The organism is Paenibacillus polysaccharolyticus (assembly GCF_900102085.1).
Classification (GTDB): domain Bacteria; phylum Bacillota; class Bacilli; order Paenibacillales; family Paenibacillaceae; genus Paenibacillus; species Paenibacillus polysaccharolyticus.
The window spans coordinates 1-16,360 of sequence record NZ_FMVM01000024.1; the positions used below are offsets into that span (position 1 = coordinate 1).

The 16,360-nt window shown below is 46.2% G+C and carries 9 protein-coding genes, 1 rRNA gene and 1 riboswitch; of the genes, 2 read left to right on the forward strand and 8 right to left on the reverse strand.

Going from position 1 to position 16,360, the window contains the following annotated elements:
* From BLQ13_RS25505 to BLQ13_RS25545, 8 genes are all read right to left on the reverse strand, one after another.
* A 16S ribosomal RNA gene (locus BLQ13_RS25505) occupies positions 1 to 164 on the reverse strand; the annotation flags it as partial.
* A gap of 647 nt (positions 165 to 811) precedes the next feature.
* The gene (locus BLQ13_RS25510) at positions 812 to 2,188 is read right to left on the reverse strand and encodes an NCS2 family permease (protein WP_090924523.1); all 1,377 of its coding nucleotides are present in this window, start codon (positions 2,186 to 2,188) and stop codon (positions 812 to 814) included.
* A gap of 187 nt (positions 2,189 to 2,375) precedes the next feature.
* A riboswitch (purine riboswitch) is annotated at positions 2,376 to 2,475 on the reverse strand.
* A gap of 386 nt (positions 2,476 to 2,861) precedes the next feature.
* The gene (locus BLQ13_RS29120) at positions 2,862 to 4,733 is read right to left on the reverse strand and encodes a flagellin N-terminal helical domain-containing protein (protein ID WP_167375849.1); all 1,872 of its coding nucleotides are present in this window, start codon (positions 4,731 to 4,733) and stop codon (positions 2,862 to 2,864) included.
* Between the two features lie 173 nt (positions 4,734 to 4,906).
* Positions 4,907 to 6,445 carry a glutamine-hydrolyzing GMP synthase gene (gene guaA / locus BLQ13_RS25525; RefSeq protein ID WP_090924524.1) on the reverse strand — a complete coding sequence of 513 codons (1,539 nt, stop codon included), beginning with the start codon at positions 6,443 to 6,445 and terminating at the stop codon, positions 4,907 to 4,909.
* A gap of 908 nt (positions 6,446 to 7,353) precedes the next feature.
* A complete protein-coding gene (locus BLQ13_RS25530) occupies positions 7,354 to 10,017 on the reverse strand; it encodes a DUF4129 domain-containing transglutaminase family protein (protein WP_139168947.1) in 2,664 nt (887 codons plus the stop codon).
* Complete coding sequence (locus BLQ13_RS25535) at positions 9,959 to 11,344, reverse strand: DUF58 domain-containing protein (protein ID WP_090924526.1); 1,386 nt, start codon at positions 11,342 to 11,344, stop codon at positions 9,959 to 9,961. The genes BLQ13_RS25530 and BLQ13_RS25535 overlap by 59 nt, the downstream gene beginning before the upstream one ends.
* A complete protein-coding gene (locus tag BLQ13_RS25540) occupies positions 11,341 to 12,333 on the reverse strand; it encodes an AAA family ATPase (RefSeq protein WP_090924527.1) in 993 nt (330 codons plus the stop codon). The genes BLQ13_RS25535 and BLQ13_RS25540 overlap by 4 nt, the downstream gene beginning before the upstream one ends.
* Positions 12,334 to 12,437: 104 nt before the next feature.
* Complete coding sequence (locus tag BLQ13_RS25545) at positions 12,438 to 13,655, reverse strand: polysaccharide deacetylase family protein (RefSeq protein WP_244159474.1); 1,218 nt, start codon at positions 13,653 to 13,655, stop codon at positions 12,438 to 12,440.
* Between the two features lie 339 nt (positions 13,656 to 13,994).
* Between BLQ13_RS25545 and BLQ13_RS25550 the strand changes: the two genes are divergently transcribed.
* Positions 13,995 to 14,651 carry a DedA family protein gene (locus BLQ13_RS25550; protein WP_090924529.1) on the forward strand — a complete coding sequence of 219 codons (657 nt, stop codon included), beginning with the start codon at positions 13,995 to 13,997 and terminating at the stop codon, positions 14,649 to 14,651.
* 174 nt (positions 14,652 to 14,825) lie between these two features.
* Complete coding sequence (locus tag BLQ13_RS25555) at positions 14,826 to 16,340, forward strand: spore germination protein (protein WP_090924530.1); 1,515 nt, start codon at positions 14,826 to 14,828, stop codon at positions 16,338 to 16,340.
* Positions 16,341 to 16,360 lie beyond the last annotated feature (20 nt).

A 16,360-nucleotide genomic window follows, 5' to 3' on the forward strand; every position in this document is an offset into this window, starting at 1 on the left:
GTTTCCGGTAGTTGTCCCAAGCTTGAGGGCAGGTTGCCTACGTGTTACTCACCCGTCCGCCGCTAACTATCAGAGAAGCAAGCTTCTCTTCAAATCCGCTCGACTTGCATGTATTAGGCATGCCGCCAGCGTTCGTCCTGAGCCAGGATCAAACTCTCCAATAAAGATGAATTTCGTCAGCGTCGTTAAACGCGGTGAAACTCATCGGGGTATTGAAAAGAGCGATAAGCTCATTTTGAATCTGACGAGATTAAAAATCTCATTTGTGTTCCAGTTTCCATACAGCCAGATGGCATGTACCAAAAACCTTCACGTCATTCTGCAAGCAGAATGTTTACTCACTCGTTGTTCAGTTTTCAAAGATCAAACATATTCAGTCACCGTTACTCATTCGCTTCAGTAACTTTTATATCATACCATTTCCAAACCAACTTTGCAAGCACTTTTTTTAAGTTTCTTTCGAAGCTTGTTTTTATTGGCTTGCCGCACCGTCTTAACTGTGTTTTCTTGGCAGGAATTAGAATATACCATGTATCGCCACCACATGTAAAGCATTATTTTAAGAACATCTGAATAATTTATCATTCTCACGAGAACATGCATTTCAGGTTAACTTTGTCCGGAACTATCTTTTCCATTTGAATGACCATATCATTTCATACACGACTCTCTATCTCTAAGTTGGATCAACTAAAAGGTTCTGAACTGATCCACTTTTCATCTCACGTTTCAAACTCTTATATAGAAGAAACAAAAAAAGCGAAGCTCGATGTGATATCGTAGCTTCGCTTTCTTCATATATAAACCAAACTTATTCTCCACCGATAAACACGTAACGGCATATAACGATAACGGCCAGCACCCACATCAACCAATGCACTTTCACTTTACGCTCAGTAACCAAGTTACTGAACACAGCCAAAATAACATAGGATACGATACCTGCAGAGATCCCGTTCGCAATCCCGCCTGTAAATGGCATCAGTACAATAGTAAGGAATGCAGGGAAAGCCTGCAGAAAATCATCCCACTCAATACTACGAACTTGGCTCATCATAAGTACACCTACAATAATCAAAGCTGGAGCGGTTGCAGCAGAAGGGACAACTAAAGCAAGTGGCGCGATAAACAAAGCAAGAATGAACAGCAAACCTGTCGTAACCGAGGTTAAACCTGTACGTCCACCAGCTTCAACACCTGAAGCACTCTCAACGTATGCCGTGATCGTACTTGTACCCAGTGCCGCACCTGCGCTGACACCGACAGCATCGACGAGCATGGCTTTACCAATCGTTTTCTCACCTTTAGCTTTATCCTTCATAATCCCCATGCGTGTTGCCGTCCCAACCATCGTACCGAAGGTATCAAACAGTTCAACGAATGTGAAAATGAAGATGATTTCGAACAATCCAAGGCTAATTGCACCTTTCAGATCAAGTTGCCCGACAGCTAGGTCACTGAAGTTAGGCAGCCAGCTTGCACTGGACAGACCACTCAAATTGGTTACCCCCATTGGAATACCAATCAGCGTTGTTACTACGATACCAATCAACAAAGCACCTTTAACACGCATTACCATAAGGACCGCAATCAGTAGCAAACCAATCAAAGCGAGTAATGCATCATGATGTGTAATAAAGTTTCCAAGAGACAAGTTGAAGCTGCTACCTGGAATCGGCTGGCTCAAATCTGCATCCGGTGCAACATTCACGGTTACTGCCACCAGATTGGCGAGTTTAAAACCAATAATCGTAATAAAAAGACCGATACCTACGGTGATTGCCATTTTAATGGATTGTGGAACTGCAACAAGCAACATTTGCCGAACTCGAGTCACGGTCAGAATAATGAACACGATACCCGAAAGGAAAACAGCACCGAGGGCTGCCTGCCAGCTAATTGCACCATTGGAGCTCAAAACCACAGTCATAAAGTATGCATTCAACCCCATACCCGGAGCAAGAGCAATCGGAACGTTCACGAACAACCCCATAATAATTGTCATCAATCCAGCGCCGACGGCTGTTGCAAAGAATACTGCATTGTCGGACATCCCTGCCCCATTTTGTCCTAAGAACAATGTGTTTACAAAAAGAATGTAAGCCATTGTCATAAAGGTGGTCAGACCCGCAACAATCTCCGTTCTAACATTTGTTCCGTTTTCTTTGAGTTTAAAGAAACGATCCATAATTCACTAACTCCTCCTTAGAGATGTTGAAGCCATAAGTTATATTGAAAAACGACAAATGACCCTGAGAAGTACTTTCCCCAGAGTTCAGCTTGACCAGAAGCAGGCAGACGGCCCGTTGACCAAGAACAAAAAAAATTCTAATGTGCACGGGTGATGTCCCGCCGCAGTCATGTAGAATTCATGTGCTTAGCCTGCTCCTCTTCGTAGCCAGATCATTAGGGTGATCTCGTAGAGACTCCCGGGCCAATCCCCAGGATTATACGAATTAGTATGCGCTATTTGTTTGTTTCCCATCATCATTTTAGGAGGGAGCTTCAACTTTGTCAATGATAAAAACGAATGTTTATACAACACCCTCTAAATAACGTTCGTATTATATGACAGATCGAACCAGTTCAGCGGTTACCAATCCATTTGTAAGCGTGTTTAATAATAAAACACAACGAGAATATGTTCATATTTTCAAATGTAATCTGAATCTAAATACAAATAAAGGCCACCTCCATCATACTAATAGCATGAAAGTGACCGCATTCATGTAATTTTTTGATAATAACAAATTAAGATTCACTGATCAATCAATTAAATCGTCCTTGCTTCTTATTCTAGACAAAAAACTTCCGTTGATTCAGTAATTAACAGTAGCTCTACACTGTTATAGACAATCAAGTTACTTCAGTAATTGTAATACTCCTTGAGGTTCTAAATTAGCTTGTATTAGCATAGCTTGCGCCGCTTGAGTTAGAATGTTTTTTTGACTAAACTTCATCATCTCGACTGCCATGTCTGCATCCCTGATTAGAGATTCTGAAGATGCTAAGTTTTCAAACGCATTACCAACATTTGTCAAAGTATGTTCCATTCTGTTTTGCAACGCTCCATATAAACCTCTGTAACTTGAAACTTTGTTTAAAGCGTTATCTGTTGAAGCGATAGATTGCTCAGGAATAGCCGGTGGTAAGAGTCCTACGTTGGCAAGTCCCAGCCCATCTGCATCTAACTTAAACAAAGGAATCTTAACGGATTGATTTTCATTTGCCCCGGTCTGAATAGAAACATTAGGAGGTATATAGTCTATGTCTTTGATGTCAGTTGTAGTTGTCTCTATGATTGAGTCTATTTGGTTTGTGTGTTGTTCAGTAAAAAGATAAATATCCTGCTTGAAATTAAAATTATCCAATGAAATTCCAAATTCCAAAACCTCACCGTCACTAATATCATTATTCTCCCATGTCGAAGTAATAACGCTACCATCAACGCCAAATCGCGTGCTAGGGGTTGTTAATGAGGAAGGTTTTGTATTGGCACCATCACTTAAAAAAGAAAGATTAAAATCTACTAAGCTATTTGATATTTCAAAAGCCGTTCCTGTGTTCGGTATTTGTGCTCCAGAAGCTGTGCCACCGATAGGTATGCCGCTAGAAGAAGAGAGCGTATAATGAGCACTGTGTCCGGCAGAGAAAGCAGTGCGAATATTAATTGTTCTATGATCATCTCCAGAGTTGTTTCTGACCTTAAACTCTGCCTTGAAAGAACTCCCATCTGTTGTGATGACCTTCTCAATCTCAAATCCATCCTTTTCATAAAGAACGGAAATTTTTCCTAGCTCCTTGGTCGAACTTTTTATGTTAATATTAGCCAAAGTCGTCAAGCTTCCATCAATCTCTATCGAAATTGAATCATCTGAAAATCTCCCAAAGTTAGGGAGAATACCGACCGTTTGTACATTTGGAATAAGGTTTGTTTGGAACAAAATATTTCTTTCAGTTGAGTCTCTTATATCAAGTTGTTTATACCTGTCCTTATAAGCAGTATCCGTATATAATTCTCTTGCAAATAAGTACTCCTTCGTAGAAGTTGTTTCCGTATGCACATGCTCCTTTTTCTCATAATCATTATAACCTTGTCTTCCATCTTGAGAAGTAATAGGTGTAGTTTGAGCCTGCTGATTATAAGTGTCATTAATCTCGGTTTTGGTCGTTGAACTTTTTACATTAAGAGGCTCATCATTTGTGCCTATAGGCAAGAATCCTAGATATCTTTGTCTATCTGTGGTTTTAGGTAGTGGTCCTACATTAGAGATGTCAACATTATGACTCGATCTATCCTTTAAAACTTGAAAATCACTTCTTGCAAGCAAATTTGTTGTGTTAAAATCAGTTCTATTGGCAAGACTATTGATTTCATCGGTAAGCTTACTAATCTCTTGATCGATCTTTTTTCTATCACTTTCGGTATATGTATCATTTGAACCTTGAATAATCAGTTCTCTCTGCCTTTGAATAATCTCTGTAATTTCTTGTAGTCCACCTTCAGCCGTGTTAATTAATGAAAGACCATCTTGAACATTTCTTGAGGCCTGCTCCAGTCCTCTGATCTGTCCCCTCATCTTTTCCGATATGGTGAGTCCAGCAGCATCATCACCAGCACGATTTATTTTTAGGCCTGAGGACAACTTTTCCATATCTTTTTCTTTTGCTTTATTGTTTATTTTCAATTTATTCAACGTATCTAATCCAACTATATTAGACGCAATTCGCATAATTTTACCTCTCTGTATGTATTGTTACTTATTATACTAGTTGTTCACATATTGGAAGTCAATTGAAACTAACGGCTCTTTTTTTTCATGGTTACAATATCAAAAAAAGCGGTACAGTCCTATGTTTCAAGACTGTACCGCTTTTTCATAACATTTGAATATCCTGACCTGACCTATTCCCACTCGATCGTTGCAGGTGGTTTGGATGTTACATCGTAGACGATCCGGTTTACGTTGTCCACTTCGTTAACGATCCGTACAGAGATTTTCTCCAGCACATCCCAAGGGATACGTGCCCAGTCTGCAGTCATACCGTCAATGGATGTTACGGCACGAATACCTACAGTGTAGGAATACGTACGTGCGTCACCCATAACGCCAACACTCTTCATGTTAGGCAGGGCGGTGAAGTATTGCCAGATTTCACGGTCAAGACCGGCTTTGGCGATTTCTTCACGCAGGATGTAGTCGGAATCACGAACAATTTTCAGCTTCTCTTCCGTCACTTCCCCAAGTACACGGATCGCAAGACCTGGACCAGGGAAAGGCTGACGGTGTACGATTTCGTCTGGCAGTCCACACTCCGTACCTACTTTACGAACCTCATCCTTAAACAGGGTGTTCAGTGGTTCGATCAGTTTGAAGTTCATGTCTTCTGGCAGACCGCCCACGTTGTGGTGGGATTTGATGGTTTGTGCTGTAGCTGTACCACTCTCTACGATGTCTGTGTAAAGTGTACCTTGAGCCAGGAATTCGAAGTCATCGAATTGCTTGGACTCTTCATCAAATACGTAAATAAACTCGTTACCGATAATTTTACGTTTTTGCTCCGGATCATCCACGCCAGCCAGCTTGGACATGAAACGTTCTTGTGCATCGATTTTGACAACCTTCATATCGAACTTGCCAACAAATGTCTCCATTACGCTCTCTGCTTCACCTTTACGCAACAGACCGTGGTCGATAAACATACATGTCAGCTGATCACCGATTGCTTTGTGCAACAATGCTGCGACAACGGAAGAATCCACACCGCCGCTGAGTGCGCACAACACTTTGCCGTCGCCCACTTTTTCACGAATATCTCTAATCGTGTCATCAATGAAAGTTTCCATCGTCCAGTTGCCTTCGCAACCACAGATTTCGAACAGGAAGTTGCGAATCATGTCGTTACCGCGAACGGAGTGACGTACTTCCGGGTGGAACTGCACTGCATACAATTTGCGCTCGTCGTTACTCATCGCTGCGATTGGCGCACTTTCCGTACCTGCATCCAGTTTGAAGCCCGGAGGCAATGTGACAACGTGGTCACCATGACTCATCCATACAGTATGTTCACCTTCAATACCTTGAGCAAGTGCTGCACCGGCAGCAAACTCAAGATCTGCTTTGCCGTACTCACGCTTCTCGGAACGTTCTACTTTCCCTTCAAGCTGCTGAGCCATGAGCTGCATACCATAACAGATACCAAAGATTGGCAAGCCTAGATCATAGACACCCGGATCAACGTGTGGTGCATTTTCAGCATATACGCTAGATGGGCCACCCGAGAATACAATTCCTTTTGGCGCCATTTCAGCAATTTTCTCCGCTGGTGTGTTATACGGCAAAAGCTCGCTGTATACGCCAAGATCCCGGATTCTTCTGGCGATTAACTGGTTGTATTGGCCTCCAAAGTCAAGGACAACCACAATTTCATTTTGCTTATTCATTACCGTGCCTCCCTCAATTCAATGAAACTAATTATACGCAACGACAAAACCTACCGTCAAGGAAAGACGAAACTCCATTTTTCAGGCAAGTAACGGGAAGATGTGACACAAAGCGACAGTCGATGCCATTCCTTAAGGCGGGTCTACAGGATGAAATTTTGTTCAATATAACATGCACATATGCTCCACCTCGTGTGTACTCTTATAATTGGATAAAAGAACCGATTTCATCCGTCGGGTGCGTAGATTAAAAGCCATCGTAAAGTCATCGTTATCAGTGAAGATGGTAAGTTGGTATTAAGTTCCAGTGGCAATATAGAAAAGCAAATATGCAATCGGCAGCACAACATGAATTGGAACATGCTAACGATCACACTGAGCCTTATTATGCGCTCTAGGCAGTGCTTGAAATTCTAACGATCCTCAGAACCGCTATTTGGTATAAAACTCCCGAAATCCAGCGGAAATGTCGTCTTTTCAAGTAAATAAGGTTTCTCGTGATCGTTAGAATTTTAAAATGGCAAAAAAGGACTACATAGCGTCACTGGTGATCGTTAAGAATCGTAAATCCTAATTTTGGCCCCACGAAGTTTGGTAATTGAAATATTGTCTGCTCGTAAAAAAAATAAGGGTACGCCTCTCATGATCAAGTAGATGGAGGAGGCACGAACTTCATGGGCTGACGTTAGGAAGGTAACGTGTGTCAATCTAAACTCACTTCTCTGCATGTTATATGTAGATTGGAATTTCCACCAACGACAACAGATTCTTCACATTTCAAAGTAGTAATCTTCCTATTCACCTCCAACCAGGTTCGTTAGCATCCGCTCCGTGGCATCTCAATAGAGTATAGTGGTGTAAATTAAAAAATCTCGTTCACCCTTGGGCAAACGAGACTCGTCAGGAACTTAGCGCTGGCGTCTTGGGGGACGCCGGGCCAGACGAAGTGCCCGACGCAAGAAATCGAGACTGTCTGCACGCAGCGGACGGTCTGGCCCGTATAGCAGCCGCTCCCAGTCGGCTGCAAAGCGCGCGATGTCCGCGCCGTCCGTGCCTGCGGCCACGGCGGGTGACGCTGCGTATTCCCGCAGCGTCATGCCCGGCGGCCGCGGGCCGTACCGGCGCGCAAGCGCGTGCCAGACCGGAGCGGCAGCATGCAGCAGCCGCTCGCGGTCCGGGAAGCTGCTGCGCGGCCACGCCAGCAGCAGCCCAAGCCGCAGCGCGGGGCGAAGCCGCCGCGTGCAGGCCCATGCAGCGGCGCACAGCAGCGCCGCTGCCGCAAGTGCCGTCGCGGCCGGCCACGGCGCCGCGACAAGGGCACGTGCGTGCGCGGCAAGCCACGCGCCCGCACGCTCCAGCCCGCTGCCTGCATCCGGCAGCGGGGCTTCGTCGCCTGGCTGTGCCGAGGCGACCCCTGCGGCGCTGGCATCGACAGCCTGCGCCGAATCAAACCCCGGCGTAGCCTCAAACGGCACCCAGCCCACGCCGGGAAAATACACCTCCACCCAGGAATGGGCATCCCCCTGGGTGACAACCACTTGCCCCGGGTTCTGCGGGTCCGCCTGTCCTGGGGCGTAGCCTTTCACCCAACGTGCCGGTATCCCTTCGGCACGAAGTAACACAACCATGGCGGTGGAAAAATGGTTACAATACCCCGCACGGGTCACAAACAGAAAATCATCCACAAAATCCGTCCCTCGTGGCGGCATTCGGGTATCCAGCGAGTAACGGGCATTCGCTTTCAGATAACTGCGCACGGCCTGCACAGCATCATACCGTGTTGTACTTGAACCGATGATCTCGGTAGCAAGGTCCCTTACCCTTTGCGGAAGTGTATCCGGAAGCTGTAGATCCTTTCGGCGAATAGAGGCAGGATCGGATGTATTTTTCCCGCCAGCATGATTCTGTTCGCTCACGCTAGAGTCCTTGCCTTCCTTGGCAGTACTCTTCCCATCCAATCCTGCACGTTGCCGAAGCTGTTCCGGTGTCACATTCGGCACCATCACATCTACCGTATAATGCTGGACAAGCTCATTCCTGTCCCTTCCTCCTGCAAGCCACAAGGTGCCCGTATCTTCATTAGAGAGCAGTCGCTTCTCATTCTTTTTATTAAGGACATCACCATCTTGAAAAGACAAACTTACCGGTAACCCTCCCGTAAAAAGTGGATTCGGACCACGCCACTCCCGTTCCATCGTGATGATCTGACGAACACGCTGCCAGTACGGATGCTCCTCCCATCCATCGGAACGTAGCAGATCCGATGAGTTAACATAACGGAAGCGCTGCTCCGTATCACTCCAGGCACTGCCATTGTAGTAAGAACGGGTCTCCCCACGCCAATACGTAGAGACAGGCGTTTTCGCTAAAAATACAGGTTCATTCCCTTGTACCAGAGGTGCCCCCATAGGTGCATCAACGGTGCTATATCCCGTCACACTCAGAGAAGCCGGTACACTGCCTGAAGGAATGTATCCTGCCCATCTAGCCAAACGTTCGACCGTATCCATAACAGAGAGTTGTCCGGCAGGCAACACAACACTGAGCCGTGCAGGAAGTGTAGATATCAACACCACACAGACCGCCGTGCCCACAGATACAGCCATCCAATATAGATAAATCTTACTCCGTATCCGATGAGCGCTGTTCTTTTTACTTCGTGCCGCCTTGTTGTGAGTGTTTGGATGTACACCTTGGTTTTCGCCTTGGTTTGTAATCTGGTGTTTACTTTGCTTTATGCCCTGGTTTGCACCTTCGTTTGTACCTTGTTTTATACCTTGAAGTACACCTTGGATCATGCCTCGATTTTCAGTTTCATGTGCAATTTTCTGATCCTGCGCATTCCGTTCATGACCTGTGCCTTCCGAAAGGCGCAGCAGGTGAAGCATGCCCTGAATGCACAGCAGCCAGCATACCGAACGAACCACCGAGCCATAAGCATCATATCCGACAACAGTCTCCAGCAGGATCAGATAAACTAATGTTCCCGTGCCAAACAGAGATATGCTACGACGAAGCAATACCAGGTACTGTACCGAGGCGAGTAGCATGCTCCAGCCGCACAACATAAATAACCCTCTGGTTTCCCTGCTTATCACACGAAAACGTCCTGTATCGATCCACTGTCCCAGATCAGCATTAAGTATCCCCGGGTAGGATAAGCCCCATTCGATCGGATGACTGCCCCCGTACATTACACACAGTGCAACGTATATCATAGGGATGCGTAGCGTAATACTGGCCATCCAGCCTGTACGCAGCAGGCCAACGGATAGAAGGATGGCTGAATAGCCAACCATGACAGCCGAAAATCGCTCACTGCCTGCTTGACCATCAGATGTCACAGGATCTATCCATTCCATGCACAATACGAGCAATCCCGCTGTGATAAGCCATAGATATAACACAGGAGTTGTTAGATACATAGACGAAAATAACGGCGAATTCAATTCCGATCGCTGTGTCTGCACTGCCTGTGCAGACAGAACTGCAGATTCGGGCTGCTGTTTCATTTTATGCTCCCACATCAACAATCCCTGCCTTTCCGCCATGCCAAGACCCAACGGTTCCAACAGACTCCTGATAGACAATCTTTACCCCTTTGGATACAAGGCGTTCAGTCCATGATTGCGAACGGCTCGCCTGTACAACTGACGAATTCAACACAGCCGATGTTCCGAATTGTTCCTTCCCGTCACCCGCCGTGCCTCTCATCTGTCCGTTCATGGATAGATAGACTCTCGCCTGGAAGCCAAGTGCTGACGCATATTCAAGCCATGCAACCAATCGTTCATCCAGCTGTCCGGTAAAGACCAGAATACTTGACCCGTATGGAAGATGCTCCAGTCTGTCAACGCCAAGTCGTTCGCCAACTAATCCCTGTTCCTGATGCAAACGTGCATAAGCAAGCCGTCTTAACGCACAGTCCACACTGTCGGCTTGTTGCCCATGAACACTCCGGATTCCACCAGCTTCATTACGACTACGGTTTGTTTGTGCTTCATGCCTTGCGTCCTTTTCTAACGGCATGTCCTGTTTACTTGCCAGCTCATCTCCACTCAACCAAAGCTCACAAGGCATTTGTGCATCTGTTGCCTCACGTACCCAACTCGCCGCACCGAGCACTGCTCGTTCGAACACTTCCTGACTTTCCTGACTACGTTCTCCCGCCCCAACCCCCTCATATCCTGAGCACTCTTCGTATACCATGATTGCGAGTGAGGTACTTTGCGGCATATCAGGAAGCAGCGTATGCAACTTTCCGCTTCTCGCTGAGCTTTTCCAATGAATTCGGTTAAACGAATCCCCCTGTTGATATTCACGAATTTCTATTCCTGGTATACCTTGCAATGGATGTTGCACTCCCACGCCTTCGCCATGATCCGTCCAGACTTCCGGCCAGATTGATGTTGCAGCATTCCCGGTCCCGGGCACCACCACAACAGGCTCTTCACCCTTAATTGTGGTGTAGGCTCTGCTCCACCCAAAAATATCCCCCCAGTATACTCGCCCTTCCTGCCAAGCATGTACTCCTCGGGTAAGACCTGTTATCTCATACTGATAAGACCATCGTCTTTTCAAGCCTGGAAAAAGCAATTTACGATGTATACCCCCAGGGGTGTTATCGCATACCACGAGCCATAATAGTGGAAGCGGACACCTCATCTGTAACTCAACCCGGACGCGGATACTTTCTCCTGCTGTGATCTGCCCTTGTCGTAAGTGTCTGTTGATAACAATCTGACGGGGACCAAACACTCGCAGGAGTATTCCATATATCACAACAAGCACGGATACCGTTGCCAAGAACAACGCTGATTTTCCACCATGCCAGAAATAGAGACCACCCAGAAGAACAGCCATTAACATATGAGCTATACTTCCGCGAAACCCTCTCATGCGCGTCGTCCCCTTCCCTGCCCACTCATCTGCACGGGTACAGGCACAGACGACAACACTTCACGGATGACTTGCTCTTGCACTGCGCTTCCGTCCGCTCTGTTCATTGATTTCAACTGAATTCGGTGGGCGAGAACCGGTACAGCGAGGGATTGCACATCATCCGGCACAACGTAACTGCGACCTTGTAAGTAGGCATAAGCCTGCACAGCCGTCATCCAGGCCAGCGTTCCCCGGGGACTGATGCCCAGTCTTACGGCGTCATGACTTCTCGTAGCCACAGCGACAGCGACAAGATATTGCTTGATCACGGCATCCACATGTACCTGCCTCACTTCACGTTGCATGGCCACCACTTCTTCAGCCAGCATAATCGGACGCATGTTCTCCAGCATATCCTTGCTACGCTCACGAGAAAGCAGTTCTACCTCCTGCTCCGGCTCAGGATATCCCAGTGTAATCCGCATCATGAAGCGATCCAACTGTGCTTCCGGCAAACGATAGGTGCCTTCAAACTGCAACGGGTTCTGTGTTGCAAGCAGCAGAAACGGCTTCGGCAATACGTGAGTTGTGCCGTCTACGGTCACACTGCGTTCCTCCATGGCTTCCAATAACGAAGACTGTGTACGGGGAGATGCCCGATTAATCTCATCCGCAAGCACGATATTGTTCATCAGCGGCCCCGGTCTGAAGCTGAACTCTCCTGTAGGGGCGTGATATATAGATACACCCGTCACATCGGCTGGCATGACATCGGATGTACATTGAATGCGCCCCATCGCACAGCTTAATGATGAAGCCACGGTGCGAATCAGCATCGTTTTTCCTGTACCCGGTACATCCTCCAACAGAACATGGCCTTCACTAAGCATTGCAGCAATGATATATTGAATTTCCTGTTTCTTGCCAATGATTACATCAGCAATTCGATTGCTGAGCCTTTTTAACAGTTCGGTAGCATGATCATGCTCTATTCGCACTCTGGTCATCTGAACCACACTCTCCTTCCTTGCCTATGAATCGTAATTATCATAATCTATGATTCATTGTTGCCCGGAAGTAGAGAGAATAGTCAGATAAACTGCTGTTTCTTTCAAATTATGCTATAAAAATGTCCATGCTCCATAGACGTCCAAGGTGGCTCCACGGTGATTACCCACTCACTGTCCTTGGATTGGACTGTATACTGCTTTGCTCCAAGCTGCTCTATCAAATCACCTGCTGACACCCAGATCGTGCCTTCACGGCTCTCCATCACAGCTTGAACCGTCAGGCCATCCTGATCATGCAATCGCTTGGACGTCAATGTACCCATCGCCGGGTTAATTTGGACTATGCGATCTTTCCACCATGTGGTTGCAGTACCTGAGGTTTGATCCCAGCTTATACTGCCTTCCAGCTGGTTCATATAACTTCGCAAGGGAACCATTATCGTCTGGTCTTTGAAGCGATATTCGTCCGGCTTGAGTTCGACGGTCATATATCCCAATTCAATTTTGAGCGGTTTGGCTACGATCCATTGCGCAGCGTTTGCGTTTACATGTTTGGCAATCCAGCTAGCAGATGGAGACTGGCGAACCTTATATTTCACCGCAGGTTTGACCTGGAATTGAACAGGTTTGTCTGAAGCCTGCATCACTTCAAAACGGTACCCCTGCTGTTTGTAGTATTGAATGATATCCGGCAGTGCCTTTACTGTCTCGGCATGCGCACCTCCATCATGCATCAGCACAACAGCAGAAGACATTCCTGCTGGCACATCTGTTGCACGAGCGACAATGTCGCTAGCGGGCACATTTCTCCGCTTGGAATCACCGCTGTCTACGTTCCAGTCCATGACAGCGTATCCTCCCTTTTTCAACAGATCAAAATACGTATGATCAAAATGTCCGTATGTTCCACCAGGCGCTCTGACAAGTGCAGGACGAGAGCCTACAATGTTGTTAATGATATCTTCCGTGCGCTTAATCTGCTGCCAGAACGTTTCAAAGTTCCGGTACAACTCGTTATATTCATGGTTATATGTATGATTGCCGATGGCATGTCCTTCACTTACGATTCGTTTGATCATTCCCGGCATACGTTCTGCATGCTCTCCCAGCACATAAAAAGTAGCAGGAACATGCTCATCGCGTAAAATATTCAATACCTCAGACGTATGTTTGCCCGGGCCATCGTCAAAGCTCAAATAGACAACCTTGTCTGATGTTTTACTTTTCCCCGCTGCTGCGGCAGACGGCACGCTTGCTCCGAACATATCTGTCAGCAGTAATGTAGCGAGAGTGAACCATATCGATAAACACTTCCACATACGTACCTTCCTACAGGAACGAGTTGAAGTTTGCTGCTCCATAAGTTGCCCATTTCGTTGCATCATTTCGTGAGATTCCTGCGCCATTTGTAATTCACCCTCCAGCACTCTATTGAATTTGCTGATAGACTTCAGCAGATTTGTTAGAATTATATGGAGGCAGATCGCAAAAAAGACATCATTTTATCTATTATTTTGCAACAAATAACCTTGGCTTCGATATGGGATTATTGATTCTTAATCAGCAATTCGGTAGCATTAGGAAATAACGAACATGAAACGGGCAACCAACTACTTCTAAAGCCTGATTCATATGACACCATCAGGAGTGTGAATCTATTGGAATTACTTGAGAAGGTCCAGCAGCTATTTGGGTCTTACGGATACAGTGTATTGTTCTTCGGCCTGCTACTGGAGTTTATTGCACTTCCCTTCCCAGGCGAAACGACGATGGCATATGCGGGTTATTTGTCCTACAGAGGTCAGCTTGATTTCGGTACACTTGTCGTCTTAGCGTTTCTCGGGACAACGATTGGCATGACTATTACGTATTTCATCGGAGCCAAAGCCGGTCTACCTTTTATTGTGAAGTATGGAAGATGGTTTTTACTTAAACCGGACAAGCTGGACAAAACGCAAAAATGGTTTGCTAAGTATGGATACGGTCTGATTTTTATCGGATATTTCATTCCAGGTGTTCGTCATTTCACAGGGTATTTCTCTGGTATTGCTGCAATTCCGTTTCGCAAATTCGCCCTATATGCTTACTCTGGAGCCTTGTTCTGGGTTGTGTTATTCCTTGGGATCGGTAAGGTGTTCGGTCCTAGCTGGAGCGCTGTATTCACACTCGCTCATCAATATACAGCATACATTCTTGCCCTAGTTGCATTGCTTGTGATTGCTGGCATCGTCTATCGTTACTGCAACGCCTTGTTCGCTCGTTCCCGTCGCAAGCATTCCCCCGCTCGTCAGCGTCAAAAACAAAATGCGGACTAATGATGAGTCCATCTCCCCTTTATAAATATAGAAGCCGTGAACATACGGCTTCTTTTTGTTTGCTTTTATTGGGATATGAAGACCAGATATCCTTTCATTCATATTTTTTTCATAAACTAAAACACTCCCGGTCATACTACTTGCAAATAAAGGATGTTTGAGGGGGAGACATGGATGGCTACAGATACTCAAATTGCACACGAAACGCATGCCATTCATCCGGATCTGGCTGATAATATTGCTTATTGCAAAAAGATGATGGGGAATAGCAATGACTTGATGATTCGTCCATTACAAAGCCTGCACAAATGGCCTTCGATGCTGTTATACATTGATGGGCTTGTCGATACACAGGTGATCAATCAGGCTGTCCTGCAACCCTTGATGCAAGTGCGTAACTTGCCTGATTTCTCAGCGGACGATGAACACCTGAGCTATCTTCAGAACGATGTTCTTACCGCTAGCGAAGTGCTGTTCATTGATGATATGGATGATGTGTTGAAAGCGATGCTGGCCGGTGAAGTCATTCTGCTGCTGGACGGCTCTACTCGGGGACTCAAAATTGGCGCTGCCGGTTGGGAAGACCGTCCTGTAGGTGAACCCGTTTCTCAAACCGTTGTACGTGGTCCAATGGAAGGTTTTACGGAAAATTTGCGTACGAATACCGCACTGATTCGCAAGCGTATTCGTGACCCGCAGCTTTGGATCGAGGAGCGTGAGATTGGACGTGTCACCAAAACTCGAGTGGCTGTCGTATATCTGGAACATACCGTCAATGAAGATGTCGTTGATGAGCTTCGCAGACGATTGGGTGAGATTGATATCGACAGTATTCTGGAGAGCGGGTACATCGAAGAACTTATTCAGGACAAAACCACGACAATCTTTCCGACAGTTTACAATAGCGAACGTCCAGATACGGTTTCTGCAGCACTGCTCGAAGGACGTGTTGCAATCATTATAGACGGTACACCCTTTGTACTGCTTGTGCCTGCATTATTCATGCACTTTTTTCAATCTCCTGAAGATTATTATCAGCGTGCTGACATCAGCTCTCTTGTTCGCTTGTTGCGATATTTGTCGTTTCTGATTGCCATGCTAGCTCCATCCTTTTATATCGCTATTTCGACATTTCATCAGGAGATGTTACCAACTACCTTGTTGATCAGTCTGGCTGCACAAAGAGAAGGCGTCCCCTTTCCAGCTTTTATTGAAGCCGTTCTGATGGAACTGACCTACGAAATTTTGCGAGAAGCGGGCATTCGAATTCCGAGAACGGTCGGACAGGCCGTATCCATCGTAGGCACACTTGTTATCGGGCAGGCCGCGGTAGAGGCAGGCGTTGTGTCTGCAGCGATGGTTATTATTGTTTCTATCACTGCCATTTCCAGCTATGTCATTCCGGAGAACGGATTATCTATTTCGGTTCGTATTTTGCGTTTTATTCTGATGATAGCGGCGGCGGCGTTTGGTTTCTATGGCATTCTGATTGCACTGCTCATTACGCTAACTCATCTTTGCAGCTTGCGCTCTTTTGGGATCTCGTACATGTCTCCTTTTGCACCCTTCATTAAGAATGATCTGAAAGATACGCTGTTCCGTGTTCCCTGGTCGCATATGAGAACTCGCCCATTATCAAACGGTACTTCGAACGTAACGAGGCAGAAACGTAAAAAAACCAAGCATTAGTGAAGGCAGGAGAAAAGGTT